Here is a 15842-nt window from a genome sequence, read left to right on the forward strand (position 1 = left end):
GGTTCGTGTAATTACATCAGAAGGAAAGCAAATCACTCAACAAATTGAGGGGGAGAGCGCGGACTTTGTTCGTGCGAATTTGTTGAGTCAAAATGTTTTTATTATTGACTTGCATCAACAGAAAACAGGTTTTAGCTTTAAAAAAGGTCCAAGTTTTAATGTTGTTATCTTTGTACATGAGTTAAAAACACTATTACATTCAGGTCTTTCTATTACAGAAGGGTTGGATGTATTACTCAGTCATCATGCAGAATCCAATCCTAACTCTCCTATTTATAGAATTCGTGATGCTCTGAATCAGGGGGTACCCTTGTCAGACGCAATGTTAAAATGTGGAGAAAATATTTTTCCGCCTTTGTTAATTGCAACAGTAGCTGCAAGTGAACGCAATGGAACTCTGATACAAGCATTGACAAGCTATATTCGTTATGACGAACAAATATCGTCTCTAAAGTCTAAGATCTATAATGCTTCAATGTATCCCATTCTGCTTGTTGGAATGGCACTCATGGTCACGCTTTTCTTGTTGATGTATTTAGTCCCAAGATTTGGTGCGATTTATGATGGGGTAGATATGGATTTACCGTTAGCATCAAAATTGATGTTAGAGCTCGGCGTTTGGTTGGGGGATTATCGCTGGTATGTGATTGGCATAATGGTGGTCGGTTTTATTTGGCTGGTTCGTAAAGTGATTTTGCAAGGCATTGAAAATACACTTATGCAATTACTTTCAGGGTTTTCTCCATTGAGAAAGCGCCTAGAAGTGGTATTTTTATCCCGTTTTTTTAGAGGATTAGCACTTTTACTTGATGCTGGAGCTTCAGTGATTCAGTCATTTGATATGTTGGGCTCTATTTTATCTCCAGTTCAGCAACAACAACTACTTCGAGCAAAAGATTTAGTACTTCAAGGGAACAGTTTGAGCGATTCACTTTATCAAGCGGGCTTGAGAACATCTGTTTCAGCTCGTTTATTGGCAGCAGGTGATCAAAACGGTGAAATATCTGCCATGTTGAGGCAGTCTGCTGACTTTCATGATTTAGATTTAAGTCAGTTCATTGAACGCTTTTCACGCTTATTAGAACCAGTGCTAATGCTGGCGATAGGTCTTTTTATTGGAATGATCGTAGTATTGCTATACATGCCGATCTTTGAAATGGCGAGTGGGTTGCAATCATGAGTCTGGTTCAACATTGGTTTAGTGAAAAAGAGTGTCTGCAACTTCAACTTGGCTCTCATATACAAGCAAATATTGCACAGCAACAACAGTGCGTTTCAGCATTATTTAATGAGCAAATATGGGTCATCTTCGCAAGAGAGGTTACAGTAAAAGATTTAACTTGGTTAAGTTATACTATTAGAGAACCATTTCAGATTGGTCAAATACAAGCTGATGCGCAGGCTTCTTTTGCGATCTTAACTGCTAAATATGCAGGGAATGAAAGCGAAACTTTGATTCAAACAGTGAGTCATAGAAATATTACAAAAAAGACAGACAGTGATAGCCTTGTGATTCAGTTGGTCGATTCAATTTTGTTAAAGGCTTATCAACAAGGGGCAAGTGATATTCATTTTGAAAATACGATAGATGGTCTAATAATTAAAAATCGTATAGATGGAGTGCTTGTTGAGAATAGAGCTGCGATTATCAATGTTCCTGCAGAACATGTTATCTCACGCCTTAAGGTATTGGCTGAATTAGATATTGCTGAAAGACGTATTCCACAGGATGGTCGATTAACTGTGCATCTCGGAGAATATGATATTGATCTTCGTATTTCGATTATGCCTGGTTTACATGGTGAAGATGCAGTATTGCGTATATTAGATAAGCAAGCTTTGACTCAAGATGATAAGCCATTGACTCTGGAGTTGTTAGGCTTTGATGCCCAAACGATGGTTGAAATTCGAAATTTGTCGAAACAGCCTTACGGCATGATGTTGGTGACTGGGCCTACAGGTTCAGGTAAAACAACTACGTTATATGCATTGTTACATGAGCAACATGATGGACAGCAGAAGATCATTACAATTGAAGATCCTGTTGAATATCAAATCAAGGGCACACTCCAAATTCCAGTAAATGAGAAGAAAGGATTAACATTCGCACGAGGACTACGTTCTATTTTGCGCCATGACCCTGATAAAATAATGGTTGGAGAAATTCGTGACCATGAAACTGCTGCAATTGCAGTGCAAGCAGCTTTAACAGGACATTTAGTTTATACTTCTGTGCATGCCAATCATGCCTTAGATGTGATTGGGCGTTTTCGTCATATGGAAATTGATCTTTTTGGATTTGTAAGCAGCTTAAACGGTATTATTGCGCAACGGCTTATACGTTTGAACTGCCCGCAATGTAAAAAGCCAGTTAAAGTTGATGCTGAAACGATTAAATATTCTGGCATTTTATTAGAAAATGCTCAAAGCTACCAATTCTATCAAGGGCAAGGCTGTGAGCATTGTCAAGGAACTGGTTATAAAGGCCGACAAGCAATTGCTGAAGTTCTGATCATGGACGATGAATTAAGAGAGTTGATGATTCATAATGCTCCAATGAGTCAAATTCGCAAGAAACTTTCTGAACAAGGTATGAAGTTTTTAAGGCAACAAGCTCTTGCTGTTGTCGCAAATGGTCAGTCTACATTACAGGAAATTAATCGTGTTACCTTTGTTGAAAGATAAGACCATTTATTTAACAGCGCGACAGATGGGGGCTAGCGGGCTACAACAAGTTAAGTCTGGGACTAAGTTTGAAGCTTGGGCTTCAGATGGAATGAGTTATGTTGAATTTATTGAAAAAAATAAAAAAATAGCCTCAAGTCTAGATATCGTAATTGAAAGCGATTTGTGTCGCTTTGTGGTTTTACCAGCCTTAAATAGTTATCCAGAGGCTGATGTTTTAAGCTTTTTAGCTCAGCAACGTCTCAAACAAAAATATGTAGATTTTGATACGAGTCAATTTATCATAATTCATGATCAGCTTAAGTTTAACTGTCCTTGTTTAGTTGTTGCTTTTCCAATAGAAAAATATCAGAAATTAGTGCAATTAAAATCTAGTATTGGCATAAAAAGCCTTTTGCCTTCGATCCTCGCGGTTTGGAATTTTTATGAAAAAGATATCATTGGAAATTTATTCTTAATTATTGAAAACCAGCTCGCTTTTCTTATTCATCATGATCAAGGTATACTAAAAGAGATAGATACATTTCCTGTGTATTTAATAGGTTCTCTCAATTTTGATTATTATTTAGATTTAAATAGTTTGACCTTTACTGCACTGGACCAAACAACATCAAATAAAGGATTGAATTTACGATCAAAGCAAATTGTTGATCTTTTAAAAGAAAATCATTTGGATAAATTACAAGCTTTGAATATGATGAGGATTTTATCTTAATGGCTAAGATTTCTCTTATATTTTCAGAGCAGCAAGTTTTAAAGAATAGTATGTTGATTATTGCTGGCATTATATTTGCTCTGACAATAATAAGCGTTTATTTAGTAAGGACATTGATTGTAGAATATAGGCAGCAATTCGCTGAGTTTCAGCAATTGAGTCAAAGTTATGAAGCGTATCTACGTGCTCAAGATATGGCTATGAGTAAACCAAAATACGAATCCCTCAATATTGATCTATTTGATCAAGTTATGGCAGCTAAACCACAACATTTAATTTTTGATCGTATGAAAATTTCTAAGAATTCACCATTGCAGATTGAAGGTGTAACTTTAAAACCATTAGAAATAGATGAATTCCTCCGACAGGCAGATTCATCTGGTGTGAAATTGCAGATTAGTCAAGTTCAAAAAGATAGCGAGCAGCAAGTACGGTTTGATTTACGGCAGGGTTCATAATGCATGCCTTAACCCAACAGTTAAAGTGGTTTATTCAAAAAACTTGGACTCAGATTACTGGATATCATTTACTTATTGCCTGTTTCGTGGTCTGGTTGCTTGGTGTTTGGTTGTGGATTATTCCTGTTTATACAAAAAAAATACAATTTTTAAAAACTGAAAATAAGAAGCTCATTGAGATTACTCGAATCCATCAGCCTACTTCGATTAAAAATACTCAAGAGATTTCTTTGGAAAGTGAAAGTTTTAATTACGCTGTTTTATTAGTTGTTACTGAACAGCATAACATTACACTTGAAGATTTTAGAAAAATAAATGCTTCTGCCAAATCTGAATATCAGTTTGTTGTGAAAGGAAGTTGGTTGGATGTTAGAAAATTCTTGGAAACATTCATACAAAGGTTTTCAACGCGAGTAGTTATAGAATCTTTTGACTTTCAACGAGATGTCGTTACAAATGAGCTTGGATTAACGATGCTGGTACTTGAGGTTGAAAAATGAAACTTCTTAAGTATCTCCCTCCTAAGCAACGTCGGCTTAGCGTATTAGTCGCCCTGACTGCTGTATTTGCTGGTTGGTCTATAATCTTACCGCCAACGGAAAAATTGGACTCTATCGATTTTACTTCAACACATGACAAATCATTGGACTCAAATGGACAGGATTGGCATTTACTAGAAGTTAATAAACCTAATTATTTAGCATGGGATTTACCTGTCACTTTACCGAAAAAGCAGGAAGTAGTTCCTGTTGTGAAAAAAGAAATAAAGTCAATTCCAATAGTGAAAAAGAAAGTTATAGAAGTAATGCAGCAACCTGAGATTGTACATTATGAACCACCAAAGCCTGTGATGGACTCTTCCCGTATTAAGTATTTAGGGCAGGTTATTGATGCTTCTGGATTACAGGTTTTTTTAATTATTGATGATTCAAGTGTAGTCATGAGACCACAAAGAATTTATCAACAAACTTGGAAAATAGTAAGCATAGATGATTATGAAGTTCGCTTAATGCACTTGCCTACTCAACAAATAATGCGTGTCACAAAATCATGATGAAATCTTATTCTAATCTTCTATCGATTAAATTATCTGTTTTAACTTTAAGTATTTTAGCACTCACTGCTTGCGCAGCTAATCTAAAGCTTACATCACATGAAAAAGAGCTTAAAGAATTAAATAAATTACATAAAAAAGCAGATAATAAACCAGTTAACCATCGGATGGACTATGTATTTGAACAACAGCAGTTGCTTAATCAAAGAATTCTCCAAGCTGAACAGGCAAGATCTAACGCTGATTTTAAAAAAGCATTGGAACTTTATGAGCAAGTTCTCGATATTGACCCTTATAATGTTGTTGCGCATCAGAACATTTTAAAAATAAAGCAGTTTGATCAAGTAAAGCCACTTTATGATTTAGCCAAGGAAAGCTATGACAAAGGTAATCTTAATTCTGCACAGATTATTTTAAAAGAAGTATTACAAGCTGTGCCAGATTGGCAAGATGCACTGACATTAAAATTTGATATAGAAAGAGAGTTAAATAGAAGAACACTAAATCCTCCTTTAATTAACGAAAGACTAGCGCAAAGAGTATCTTTAGAGTTTAGAAATGCATCAGTGCAATCGGTAATTGAATCTTTATCTCAATATTCTGGCATTAACTTTATTCTTGATAAGGATACGAAACTAGATCAGACGACTACAATTTATGCAAAGGAGACAACAGTACAAGAAGCATTAGATATGATTATTCATACTTCTGGTCTGGGCTATAAAATGCTCAATGCAAATACTTTTTTAATTTATCAAAATACACCTGAAAAGAAAAAAAATTATGAAGAACTCATTACGAGGTCTTTCTATTTAGGTAATGTCGACTCTCAAAAAGCTCAAGAGGTTGTTGGTAAACTCTATGAACCAAAATCTATGTTTTTTGATGATAAGCTTAGACTGCTTATTGTGCGGGATAGCAAGCAAGTCGTTGACAGTATAGAAAAACTCTTAGAAGCTTATGATTTACCAATGTCTGAGGTAATACTTGATATAGAGGTTTTGGAAGTCAATAGAGATACATTATTAAATTTGGGTATTGATTTTCCAAAACAAATTGGTGTGAGTGCATTAAATGGTTTAGGTGAAGCGGGTAAATACACGATTAACCAGATTAAAGATATGACAACCAACAGCTTAGTTCTTAAAGTTGCTGATCCAATGGCAACTGTTAATTTCAGGCAAACGAGTAATAAAACTAATTTATTGGCTAATCCGAGAATTCGGGTTAAAAGTAGAGAAGAGGCTAGTTTTTTAATCGGGGATAAGGTACCAGTTATTACGACAACAATAGGAGAATCCTCAAACTTTGTAGCTGAATCTGTCAATTATCTTGATGTGGGACTAAAAGTTGAAGTAAAACCAGAGGTAAATAAGGACAAGCAAGTCCAAATTGCGATCAAGTTAGAAGTGAGCAATGTTGCAAAAGAAATTCCAACGAAGAATGGTCTTGTATATCAAATTGGGACGAGAAATGCCTCTACTACCTTGCAATTGCATGATGGGGAGACCCAAATGTTAGCAGGCTTAATTCGAGATGATATTAAAAGCTCAGCTACCCATTTACCAGGTTTAGGAAAAATCCCTTTATTGGGCCGATTATTTTCCAATACGACAGATAGTAAGAATAAAAGTGAAATTGTTTTGTTGATTACACCGAGAATAGTACGTCCGTATGCTGTTCCTGCACCACATGTTCAGGAGTTTATTTCGGGGACTGGAAGTCAGGTTACGACTAGACCATTAAGATTAAGTGATCAGTCTAATTATTCTCCATATCCACAAAAAATGAGTAATGAAGCCAAGGGCGAACCTTCTACTCAGGAAAAAAATGAACCAAGAAATGGTATGGAATTAAATAATCAGGCTAATGAAAAGACAACAGATACGAAAGCGAGTAGCCCTGTTACAGAATATGTGGGAGGCAATTTAACTGCTCAGTTTCAATTAAGTGGCCCTAGTATCATTACTCGTGGACAAGAGTTTACAATTGCTTTAATACAAAATACTCCAGCATTTCAGGAAATGAGTGTCGATATGCGACATCCAGATACATGGGAGCTTGTGAAAACGGTCAATATCGCACCAATTTCACGTATGGATCAAGAAAAGATTGATAAAGGAACTCGATTAAGTTTTGGTCATACACCTAAACATCAAGGGCCACTTGCATTACTAACATTTAAGGTTTCTGATCAAGCGGAGTTAAAGAAAGAAGAACTAATTTTAGAAAATGGGAAAGTGAAATTTAGTGAGGGAAGTGGTTTTCAAAGATTTTCTGATCGTCTGGTCAAAGAATTTGAAACTAAGCCATAAGGTTCTAAGATGAGACGTAATCACACAGGTTTTACATTTATTGAATTAATTGTGTCTTTAGCCTTGTTAGCTTTATTAGCATCTGTTGTGATTCCTATTTCGGATCTGGCTTCACGCCATTCAAAAGAAAAAGAATTGAAAAAAGCGCTGACTGAAATACGAAGTGCTATTGATGAGTATAAAATTGCCAGTGATAAAAATGAAATTCCAATGAAGTATAAAACCCCAAGTGGTTACCCACCTAACTTGACTGTTTTGACCGGAATTTCAACTGAAGATGGAACAAAAACTCATCGGTTTTTGCGTAAAATACCATCAGACCCATTCACTGGAGATAAAACATTACCACCAGAACAGACTTGGGGAATACGTGAGTTTTTAAGTGAGGTTGATAACCCCAAAAAAGGCGATGATGTGTATGATATTTATTCGTTATCAACAAAAAAGGGAAGTAATGGAGTGGTATACCGTGAATGGTGATTTTCGCTTGACAGAAAGAGGTTTCACAATTGTTGAGTTATTGGTTGTTCTTTCAGTGATTGCATTACTACTTTCTGTTATTACGCCACGCTACTTAAATAAGATCGAGGAAGGCAAGGAGATTGCTTTAAAACAAAATTTAGCGGTGATTAGGCATAGTATTGATCAATATTATTCAGATCAAGGAACTTATCCAAACCAGTTAAATCAGTTGGTAGAAAAGCGATATTTAAGAAATATTCCAGATGATCCAATTGCTAAAACTCATGAATGGACGATTATTAAAGAGAGGGATCCAGAGAAAGGAATAGAAGGAATATATGATATTAAATCAACCAGTCAGGCTATAGCGAGTGATAAAAGGTCTTATGCTGAATGGTAGTCATAAGTAGTAAAAAATGAAAAATGAAATAGATAATTTACTTAAACACCAGTCTGGGGCAGTCTATGTCTGGATGTTAGTATCACTTATTTTTCTGTCATTGGGGCTTGGACAATGGTCGATTAATTACGCAACAATAAAACAGCGGGAAAAAGAACAAGAACTTATAAAAGTTGGGTTGATTTATCGTAATGCAATTCATGAATATTATGAAAGCTCACCTGGAGGCGTAAAAAACCTTCCCGAAAAATTAGAAGACTTATTAAAAGATCCACGATATTTAGATACTAGACGTTATTTGCGTAAGTTAGAGAAAGACCCAATGACTTCTCTCAATTTTGAAATTATTAGAAATACAAATGGTCAAATAATCGGAGTGCACTCAATATCTGATAAAAAAACTTTGAAGAAAAGGGGGTTTCCAATAGAGCTAAAAAAATTTGAACAGGCTAAAAGCTATAAAGAATGGTTTTTTACGATTTAAATTATGTTTCATGAGTATTTTTAATATCAGTGATTTTTAGCCCCCATAGCATTACTTTTTTTTATGGTTTTTCATTGTTATATACATTTTAAAATAAAGACTTATGTGTGGAAATATTACATAACGAAATAAACCGTTTACAACTTCTCTATATTTGAAAAAATTGAAATTAAACTTGTACATCAATTGTATTGAATCACTTTAAAAGAATCTAATTTTCAAATGATGTACTTAACGTAACATAGGCAATTTCACAATTTGGTGAACCTTCAACAACTCTAAGTTGAATTTTTGATTTTGTTAAGTATGCCGATAAAAGTGTGGCATATACTTCCTTGTAGTAAGGATTAGATTTACTTATGACAAAATAGGTCTTTACATAAGGTGTACAATTGACTGGTGTTTTATCTAATGGAACATCAATATAAATTGTACCGGCACTATTTAGTTGTAAAGTTTTAATAGTTGAAATACAGCCCCACGTAGTACATTGATCTGCAGCAATAGCAAGGCTCGTCACAGTTGTTAACAATGTTAGTAGGAAAAATTTCTGGAACATTTTAATCTCTTTATTATAAGGTATCTTCTAATTTAATTTTTTGCTTTAAAATAAAAGAATATGTAAATAGGGGAGTAATTTAGTATTTATCTGATAGAAAGACTAATCAAGCTACAAGGTGTGAATCCAACCCCAGGACAGTGTGATGTCGTTCCATTATCATCATAGTAAAACCATACTTTATTTTTACTAAGTTGAGCACTTAATGCTGCGGCAAGTAATGGTTTATTATTGTTTGGTATGGAAATAAGTCCTTTACATGCTGCTGATACTGGGGATGAAATCTTTATGCAAGATGTACCTGGGTTAGCTGTGTCCGTACCACCATGAATAAAAAGATCAATAATAGTTGTATCTTCAACAACCAAACCTGCATGTGTTGATGTAAGTACTGTTCCTGTTAATAAAAATAATGTTAATGTGAGAGATATGTTTTTCTTCATAACTTACTTTTTTCTAAAAGAGGTTAAATCTTAATGCAAGCTATTGTAAATTAAAATTAATAAATATTCTACTTTTTAGAGGGGAGGCTAATTAAATTTACAAGTTTATCTTCATTGCTTCATACTCCTAAGCTGAAATTTTTTAAAGCTAGGACCTCTTAAATATGGGGTATTTACAAAATAGAGGTCGAGTATAATTTTTTTAAGCAAAGCTTAGCAAATAATAATATTTCATGTGAAATTTCAATCAGCATAGACTCATCCAAAGATAAATAACAACAACGTATTTATCAAAAAATCAATTTTTCATTCGGATGTTTTCTTTGGATTGGCTGTATATACAGAGTGTGCTGCCGCAGTTTTATGCGGCAACCCTCATGACCTTAAAAATCTCCTTTATTGGTATCGTGTTATCTATTTTGCTTGGGCTGATCTGTAGTGTGATTAGTACCTATCAAGTTCGAGTACTGAATAACATTGTCAAAGTCTATATCGAGGTTTCTCGCAATACACCCTTGCTCATTCAGCTATTTTTTCTCTACTACGGTTTGCCCAAGATCGGGATCAAACTAGATGGATTTACCTGCGGTGTGATTGGTCTGACTTTTTTAGGTGGCAGCTATATGGCAGAAGCCTTTCGTGCAGGCTTACAGTCAGTTGCGCAAGGGCAGATTGATTCTGCTCGAAGTGTGGGGTTAAACGCCGTCCAAGTCTTTCAATATGTAGTATTTCCACAAGCATTGTCGCTGTCTATTCCAGCGATTGGTGCGAACTGCTTATTTCTGATTAAAGAAAGCTCGATCTTGAGTGCAATTGCAGTAGTGGAATTACTGTTTGTGACCAAAGACCTAATTGGGATGGATTACAAAACCACCGAGGCTTTATTTCTATTAATCATGGCTTATCTGATCATCTTGTTACCCGTGTCGGCTTTAACAAGTTATTTGGAATATCGCAGTCGGAAGGTGAGCCATGGGACTTGAGTATTTATTTCAACCGAGCCATATCGAACGTTTGCTATATGGTTTATTGCAAACCATCGAAATTGCATTTCTGTCCGTTTTTTTATCTGCCATTTTCGGGACAATTTTTGGGGTGATCATGACCTCAAAAAATATGTTGGTCAAAATCCTGTGCCGTTTCTATCTCGAGACTATACGAATTGTGCCCATCCTCGTCTTATTGTTTGTTTTCTATTTTGGTTTTGCGACATGGTTTAACTGGCAGCTCTCATCGTTTTGGGTCTGTATTTTTGTATTTACTTTATGGGGAACTGCGGAAATGGGGGATCTGGTTCGCGCCTCGATCACCTCGATTGATCAGCATCAACGGGATTCCGCTTATGCAGTAGGACTCAATCATCTACAAGCATTGACTTATGTGATTTTCCCGCAAAGCTTAAAACGAGTGACCCCTGGCGCATTAAATCTGTTTACCCGCATGATTAAAACCAGTTCTTTAGCTGTATTGATCGGGATGGTGGAAGTTCTGAAAGTAGGGCAGCAGATTATTGAAAATTCATTATTGACTGTGCCCAGTGCATCGCTGTGGATTTACGGTTTCATCTTTATTCTTTATTTCCTGATTTGTTATCCATTATCGCTTTTAGCAGCGCATTTAGAAAAAGTGTGGGAGAACGCATGACTTTGTTATCGATACAGCATTTACATAAGTTTTATAAACAAAGTCATATTTTGCATGGCATTGATTTGGAGGTACAACAAGGCGAAGTGGTGGTGATTTTGGGACCATCGGGTTGTGGAAAAAGTACCTTGTTGCGCTGTATTAATGGATTGGAACCCATTCAAGACGGTGAAATTCACCTTAAAGATGTGGGTGTGTTGGGGCAGGACTTGCCATGGGATAGTGTACGTCAGCAGATCGGGATGGTGTTCCAGAACTATGAGTTATTCAAGCATATGAATGTGATTGATAACATTCTGCTGGGTCCGCGAAAAGCGCAAAAACGCCAACGAGCAGAAGTAGAACAACTGGCAGATCAACTGTTGCAGCGCGTGGGGTTACTGGATCGTAAATATGATTATCCCTCCAATTTATCGGGTGGTCAGAAACAGCGAATTGCCATCGTCCGTGCCTTGGTGATGAAACCGAAAGTGATTTTACTGGATGAAATTACTGCGGCCCTTGATCCTGAAATGGTGAGGGAAGTCCTAGATGTAGTGCTGAAACTGGCACAGGAAGGTATGACCATGTTGATTGTGACTCATGAAATGGGCTTTGCCCGCAAAGTGGCAGATCGCATTATTTTTATGGATCAGGGCAAGATCATTGAGCAAAGCTCGCCAGAAGCATTTTTTCAGCATCCGCAAACGGAACGTGCGAGAACCTTTTTAAATATTTTGAATTATTAAAATGAGGACTTTATGAGATTGAATTTAGCAATTGGGCAATATGCCCATTCTTCAAAAACAAAAATGTTTGGTCTTGGCATCACTTGCGTACTGATGGCAGCTGTGTTGACGGGCTGTAATCAATCCGCCTCCTCAGAGCCCAAAAGTACGGCTCAAGATACTTCACTGGAACAGATTCGGAAAAAAGGTGTATTGCGAGTTGGCGTATTTGCCGACAATCCACCGTTTGGTTATGTCGATAGTGTGGGCAAAAATCAGGGCTTTGATGTGGCCTTAGCAAAGCGTGTCACTCAAGATTTACTGGGTGATGAAAATAAAATTCAGTTTGTGGTGGCAGAAGCTGCCAATCGGGTTGAGTTTTTAAAGTCAGGAAAAGTTGATGTGGTTTTTGCCAGCTTTTCGGTGACGCCAGAGCGGCAACAGGTAGTTGATTTTTCCGAGCCTTATTTAAAAGCCTCCTTAGGGATTGTCTCACCCAAAGCCAAAGCCATTACCGATGTTAAAAGTCTCGAAGGCAAAACATTAATTGTAAATAAGGGCTCAAGCTCGGAGATCTATTTCAGTAAAAACTATCCCAAAATTCATTTATTGAAATTTGGACAAAATACCGATGCTTTCAATGCACTGATTGATGGTCGGGGTAATGCCATTTCCCAAGACAGTACCTATGCACTGGCCTGGGCAGCCAAGAATCCGAATTATGTGGCGGGTATTCCACAAATTGGTAACGAGGATTTTATTGCAGCGGGCGTGAAGAAGGGCAATACCCAATTACTGCACTGGCTCAATGATGAAATCAAACAGCTTAGGGCGACAGGTGAAGTTCAGAATATTTATGACCAAACTTTAAAGCCGATTTATGGTGAAAAAGTGAATCCCAATATCTTTTTAGATGTTGATAGCACCAAGTAATAACAGATTTTTAAAACACTAAAAAAGGTGAACGTATGCAAACAATAACATTGTCAAATATTCAAAAATTACTGCTGGCTTCTATATTCAGTTTAGGACTGGCAGCGTGTAATAAAAATCCACAGTCAGCAGAGAAATCCGCTGAGGCCTCAACGCAAGTCTCCAGTATTGAGCAGATCAAGAAAAATGGGGTGGTGCGTATTGGTGTGTTTAGCGATAAGCCACCGTTTGGTTATCTGGATGCACAAGGTAAAAATCAGGGCTTTGATGTGGAAATTGCCAAACATGTGGCCAAAGATTTATTAGGTGATGAAAATAAAGTCCAATTCGTACTGACAGAAGCTGCCAATCGAGTGGAATATCTGAAGGCCAATAAAGTCGATATTATTTTTGCTAATTTCACCGTGACACCAGAGCGTGAACAGGTGGTGGATTTTGCTAAGCCTTATTTAAAAGTCGCCTTGGGTGTGGTGTCTCCGAAAAATAAACCAATTACTGATATTGCCCAATTAAAGGATCAGACCTTATTGGTAAATAAGGGCACGACAGCGGACTCTTTCTTTAGCAAGCAACATCCAGAAATTAAGCTGCAAAAGTATGAGCAAAATACTGAAACTTTTGATGCCTTAAAAGATGGTCGTGGTGCAGCGTTGGCACATGATAATTTATTGGTCTTAGCTTGGGCAAAAGAGAATCCAAATTATACAGTCGGCATTACCAATCTAGGTGAGCAGGATTTGATCGCACCCGCAGTTCAGAAAGGTAATAAGGAGTTGTTGGATTGGTTAAATCAAGATTTGGAAAAACTCGCCAAACAAGGAGTCATCCATCAAGCTTATGAAAAGACTTTAAAACCTGTTTATGGCGATGGTATTCCTGCCAAAGATTTAATTATTGAATAATCATTTTTCAATTGATTTAAAAGCCAAGCGAGGTTGAATCTCGCTTGGCTTTTTATTATTAAAAATCGATGTGTATTACAAAGTATAGACAGTGGTCAAAAAAACTGCCGATTAGAATAAAAAAAACACAGAGAAAAAGCAGATGCAAACCACAGAAATAGATTTTATCGTGAAAGATACCATGACCGCATTGGCGTTTTATGAGCAGGTTTTTGAGGTCGAAAGAATTGAAGTCGGTGATTTTGTGCTTGGACAGAATAGTGTGATTATGAGTATTCATGGGGTTCATTTTCATATGCTGGATGAAAACCCAGATTTCCAATTGCTGGCACCTATCCAAGAAAGCTATATCCCGATTTGGTTTAATATTACCGTCACTGATATCGAGCAAACATTGCAGCAAGCGGTTGATGCGGGCGCAGCTGTCATTCAGGCGGTGCAAGATATGCCTAAAATGGGCATCAAAAATGCCATGTTTAAAGATCCGTTTGGATATATGTGGTTATTGCATCAGGTACTTGTAGTCGTAGATTATGAAACTCGGGCTCAATTATTGGAGCAACAAGGCTTCCAGCGTAAATCTGGTTAACAAATCAGTCGATAAAAATGCAATGTCATATAGCAAGCATGCATATTTGTTGATGCTTGCTGTACTTCGCTTTTCTGATCTTAATCCTAAAAGAACTTGGTCAAGCTAAACACGGCGGCAGTTTTAACGCCTTTTTTATTGCTGTCGGAATAACCAGAGCTATCGAGGTTGGTTCCAATCGCAGCCAGTTCCGCACTTAAGTTCATCGGTTTGTAATTATAATTCGCTGCAATTTTCCAATCGATAAAATGATCTTTCGGATCTCCTCCATAAATTTCTCGGCTTGCTTTGGAATAGCCTAAGCTTGCAACGGCACCAAAGTTGGTTTCGGCAATGGGAGTGGTATATAAAAGGTTAAAATACCAATTATTGACATTTTCACCAACGCTTTGGCGAATGGTTTTTCCTCCATATTGAGGGGTATAGCTGATGCTCGGTGTAAAGCTATCATTATTGTTCAAAGTGTTATTGATGATTAGCTTGAGATAATATTCATTATAATTTAAGTCACTTTTGCCGACATAATTATAGCGCAGCATACCGATATCGAGGCTGGGTTGGAATTTCCCTAAGCTTATCGGAGTCGTATAGCCAATAAAAGGATCGAGTTCTAAGTGTGCTTCATCACCAAAATCGACATTTGATGCAAAAGCCGCAGCATAGAATCCTGAGGAATGGCTTAAAAGAAAGTTACCTTGCAACGCTGCATCGTTTTTGGTTTGAGTTTGACCACGCCAGCGATATTCACTGGCTAAAGCGACATTCCCACTCAGAACTAAATTCGATGTTACGGGCTGATCTGATGCAAATGCATAATTTGACGAGCAAGCTGTAATCAAAACCACTAATTGATGAAAACCTTTCATAACATCCTCAACATATGAGTTAAATTTGATGTGATGTATGTTAGGTTTTAATTGATTGATAAATAATAAAATTATCGTAAAATATGCGTAAAGAAAGCATAAATTTTTAACGCATATTTTATAGACTATTGATTCACTTTTAATACTTCTGTGGTACTGGTACTTAAAAGAATTCCCTCATTTGAGGTGGGTATCATCAAGGGAACAGGTTTTCCTGTTGATTTTTCAATCAGGACAGAATGCGCTTCATTTTCCCCAAATAAATATTGTTCACCCCATTGGCGTAATGAAACCACGATCGGGAATAGCTGTTTTCCTTGCTCCGTCAAAATATATTCTTGATAAGCCGTGCCATCTGAAGCGGCTTGCATTTCCAGAATTTCAGCATCAATTAATTTATGCAGCCGGTTGGACAAAATATTACGTGCAACACTTAGACTGCGTTGTAGATCACCAAAGCGATGTATCCCATCCATCACATCTCGAATAATTAGCAATGACCAACGATCTCCAATCACATCAACACAACGTGCAACAGGGCAAGGTTCATCTAGGGAAATTTTATCTGGTGACATCGGATTCTCGGAACAGTTAGATCAGACTAGTTGCATTTTAAAACTAGATGG

20 protein-coding genes are annotated in these 15842 nt (G+C 36.8%); 16 read left to right on the forward strand and 4 right to left on the reverse strand.

The features are described 5' to 3' along the window. Positions 1–82: 82 nt before the first annotated feature. The 10 genes from FPL17_RS02230 to FPL17_RS02275 are packed head-to-tail and all read left to right on the forward strand — an operon-like array spanning position 83 to position 8573. Entirely contained in the window at positions 83–1180 is a 1098-nt protein-coding gene (locus tag FPL17_RS02230; protein ID WP_228277585.1) for a type II secretion system F family protein, read from the forward strand. Continuing rightward, positions 1177–2685, forward strand: coding sequence for a GspE/PulE family protein (locus FPL17_RS02235; RefSeq protein WP_159882905.1), 1509 nt, complete (start codon positions 1177–1179; stop codon positions 2683–2685). Before FPL17_RS02230 ends, FPL17_RS02235 begins: the two co-directional genes overlap by 4 nt. Continuing rightward, positions 2663–3400 carry a hypothetical protein gene (locus FPL17_RS02240; RefSeq protein ID WP_159882907.1) on the forward strand — a complete coding sequence of 246 codons (738 nt, stop codon included), beginning with the start codon at positions 2663–2665 and terminating at the stop codon, positions 3398–3400. The genes FPL17_RS02235 and FPL17_RS02240 overlap by 23 nt, the downstream gene beginning before the upstream one ends. Beyond that, the gene (locus tag FPL17_RS02245; protein ID WP_159882909.1) at positions 3400–3858 is read left to right on the forward strand and encodes a hypothetical protein; all 459 of its coding nucleotides are present in this window, start codon (positions 3400–3402) and stop codon (positions 3856–3858) included. The genes FPL17_RS02240 and FPL17_RS02245 overlap by 1 nt, the downstream gene beginning before the upstream one ends. Next, the gene (locus tag FPL17_RS02250) at positions 3858–4358 is read left to right on the forward strand and encodes a hypothetical protein (protein WP_159882911.1); all 501 of its coding nucleotides are present in this window, start codon (positions 3858–3860) and stop codon (positions 4356–4358) included. Before FPL17_RS02245 ends, FPL17_RS02250 begins: the two co-directional genes overlap by 1 nt. Then, entirely contained in the window at positions 4355–4912 is a 558-nt protein-coding gene (locus FPL17_RS02255) for a hypothetical protein (protein WP_159882913.1), read from the forward strand. The genes FPL17_RS02250 and FPL17_RS02255 overlap by 4 nt, the downstream gene beginning before the upstream one ends. Continuing rightward, the gene (locus FPL17_RS02260; RefSeq protein ID WP_228277586.1) at positions 4909–7227 is read left to right on the forward strand and encodes a secretin and TonB N-terminal domain-containing protein; all 2319 of its coding nucleotides are present in this window, start codon (positions 4909–4911) and stop codon (positions 7225–7227) included. The genes FPL17_RS02255 and FPL17_RS02260 overlap by 4 nt, the downstream gene beginning before the upstream one ends. 9 nt (positions 7228–7236) lie before the next feature. Continuing rightward, on the forward strand, positions 7237–7707 hold the full coding sequence (locus FPL17_RS02265; protein WP_159882915.1) for a prepilin-type N-terminal cleavage/methylation domain-containing protein: 471 nt from the start codon (positions 7237–7239) through the stop codon (positions 7705–7707). Beyond that, positions 7697–8089 (forward strand): type II secretion system protein, encoded by a 393-nt coding sequence (locus FPL17_RS02270; RefSeq protein ID WP_159882917.1) that lies wholly within the window; start codon positions 7697–7699, stop codon positions 8087–8089. The genes FPL17_RS02265 and FPL17_RS02270 overlap by 11 nt, the downstream gene beginning before the upstream one ends. A 16-nt stretch (positions 8090–8105) precedes the next feature. Further along, positions 8106–8573: a type II secretion system protein gene (locus FPL17_RS02275; protein WP_228277587.1), complete on the forward strand. Its 468-nt coding sequence runs from the start codon at positions 8106–8108 to the stop codon at positions 8571–8573. A 211-nt stretch (positions 8574–8784) separates the two neighbouring features. Here FPL17_RS02275 and FPL17_RS02280 read toward each other — a convergent pair whose 3' ends face one another. Continuing rightward, positions 8785–9132: a hypothetical protein gene (locus FPL17_RS02280; RefSeq protein ID WP_159882919.1), complete on the reverse strand. Its 348-nt coding sequence runs from the start codon at positions 9130–9132 to the stop codon at positions 8785–8787. Positions 9133–9218: 86 nt separating this feature from the next. Then, positions 9219–9575 (reverse strand): hypothetical protein, encoded by a 357-nt coding sequence (locus tag FPL17_RS02285; protein WP_159882921.1) that lies wholly within the window; start codon positions 9573–9575, stop codon positions 9219–9221. A gap of 323 nt (positions 9576–9898) precedes the next feature. Between FPL17_RS02285 and FPL17_RS02290 the strand changes: the two genes are divergently transcribed. The 6 genes from FPL17_RS02290 (at position 9899) to FPL17_RS02315 (ending at position 14350) form a co-directional block, all read left to right on the forward strand. After that, the gene (locus FPL17_RS02290; protein WP_216070848.1) at positions 9899–10558 is read left to right on the forward strand and encodes an amino acid ABC transporter permease; all 660 of its coding nucleotides are present in this window, start codon (positions 9899–9901) and stop codon (positions 10556–10558) included. Continuing rightward, positions 10548–11219, forward strand: a complete 672-nt coding sequence (locus FPL17_RS02295) for an amino acid ABC transporter permease (RefSeq protein WP_151716185.1) — start codon at positions 10548–10550, stop codon at positions 11217–11219. Before FPL17_RS02290 ends, FPL17_RS02295 begins: the two co-directional genes overlap by 11 nt. After that, positions 11216–11947: an amino acid ABC transporter ATP-binding protein gene (locus FPL17_RS02300; protein WP_151716184.1), complete on the forward strand. Its 732-nt coding sequence runs from the start codon at positions 11216–11218 to the stop codon at positions 11945–11947. The genes FPL17_RS02295 and FPL17_RS02300 overlap by 4 nt, the downstream gene beginning before the upstream one ends. A 12-nt stretch (positions 11948–11959) precedes the next feature. Continuing rightward, positions 11960–12859, forward strand: coding sequence for a transporter substrate-binding domain-containing protein (locus tag FPL17_RS02305; RefSeq protein WP_151716183.1), 900 nt, complete (start codon positions 11960–11962; stop codon positions 12857–12859). A 35-nt stretch (positions 12860–12894) separates the two neighbouring features. Beyond that, complete coding sequence (locus FPL17_RS02310) at positions 12895–13761, forward strand: cysteine ABC transporter substrate-binding protein (protein ID WP_151716182.1); 867 nt, start codon at positions 12895–12897, stop codon at positions 13759–13761. Positions 13762–13903: 142 nt separating this feature from the next. Beyond that, the gene (locus FPL17_RS02315; RefSeq protein ID WP_159882925.1) at positions 13904–14350 is read left to right on the forward strand and encodes a VOC family protein; all 447 of its coding nucleotides are present in this window, start codon (positions 13904–13906) and stop codon (positions 14348–14350) included. A gap of 86 nt (positions 14351–14436) precedes the next feature. On the opposite strand, the gene FPL17_RS02320 is transcribed toward FPL17_RS02315, so the two are convergent. Together FPL17_RS02320 and FPL17_RS02325 are read right to left on the reverse strand one after the other, a co-directional pair. Then, on the reverse strand, positions 14437–15216 hold the full coding sequence (locus FPL17_RS02320) for a TorF family putative porin (RefSeq protein ID WP_159882927.1): 780 nt from the start codon (positions 15214–15216) through the stop codon (positions 14437–14439). A 125-nt stretch (positions 15217–15341) separates the two neighbouring features. Continuing rightward, on the reverse strand, positions 15342–15791 hold the full coding sequence (locus FPL17_RS02325; RefSeq protein ID WP_159882929.1) for a winged helix-turn-helix transcriptional regulator: 450 nt from the start codon (positions 15789–15791) through the stop codon (positions 15342–15344). Positions 15792–15842: the final 51 nt, after the last annotated feature.

Origin of the sequence: Acinetobacter dispersus, assembly GCF_009884975.1 — a bacterium.
In the GTDB taxonomy this organism is placed as follows: domain Bacteria; phylum Pseudomonadota; class Gammaproteobacteria; order Pseudomonadales; family Moraxellaceae; genus Acinetobacter; species Acinetobacter dispersus.

Coding starts and splice junctions, on each gene's coding strand:
- FPL17_RS02235 (WP_159882905.1), top strand. CDS start 1,177: ATGAGTCTGGTTCAACATTGGTTTAGTGAAAAAGAGTGTCTGCAACTT.
- FPL17_RS02245 (WP_159882909.1), top strand. CDS start 3,400: ATGGCTAAGATTTCTCTTATATTTTCAGAGCAGCAAGTTTTAAAGAAT.
- FPL17_RS02250 (WP_159882911.1), top strand. CDS start 3,858: ATGCATGCCTTAACCCAACAGTTAAAGTGGTTTATTCAAAAAACTTGG.
- FPL17_RS02255 (WP_159882913.1), top strand. CDS start 4,355: ATGAAACTTCTTAAGTATCTCCCTCCTAAGCAACGTCGGCTTAGCGTA.
- FPL17_RS02260 (WP_228277586.1), top strand. CDS start 4,909: ATGATGAAATCTTATTCTAATCTTCTATCGATTAAATTATCTGTTTTA.
- FPL17_RS02265 (WP_159882915.1), top strand. CDS start 7,237: ATGAGACGTAATCACACAGGTTTTACATTTATTGAATTAATTGTGTCT.
- FPL17_RS02275 (WP_228277587.1), top strand. CDS start 8,106: ATGAAAAATGAAATAGATAATTTACTTAAACACCAGTCTGGGGCAGTC.
- FPL17_RS02280 (WP_159882919.1), bottom strand. CDS start 9,132: ATGTTCCAGAAATTTTTCCTACTAACATTGTTAACAACTGTGACGAGC.
- FPL17_RS02285 (WP_159882921.1), bottom strand. CDS start 9,575: ATGAAGAAAAACATATCTCTCACATTAACATTATTTTTATTAACAGGA.
- FPL17_RS02295 (WP_151716185.1), top strand. CDS start 10,548: ATGGGACTTGAGTATTTATTTCAACCGAGCCATATCGAACGTTTGCTA.
- FPL17_RS02300 (WP_151716184.1), top strand. CDS start 11,216: ATGACTTTGTTATCGATACAGCATTTACATAAGTTTTATAAACAAAGT.
- FPL17_RS02305 (WP_151716183.1), top strand. CDS start 11,960: ATGAGATTGAATTTAGCAATTGGGCAATATGCCCATTCTTCAAAAACA.
- FPL17_RS02310 (WP_151716182.1), top strand. CDS start 12,895: ATGCAAACAATAACATTGTCAAATATTCAAAAATTACTGCTGGCTTCT.
- FPL17_RS02315 (WP_159882925.1), top strand. CDS start 13,904: ATGCAAACCACAGAAATAGATTTTATCGTGAAAGATACCATGACCGCA.
- FPL17_RS02320 (WP_159882927.1), bottom strand. CDS start 15,216: ATGAAAGGTTTTCATCAATTAGTGGTTTTGATTACAGCTTGCTCGTCA.
- FPL17_RS02325 (WP_159882929.1), bottom strand. CDS start 15,791: ATGTCACCAGATAAAATTTCCCTAGATGAACCTTGCCCTGTTGCACGT.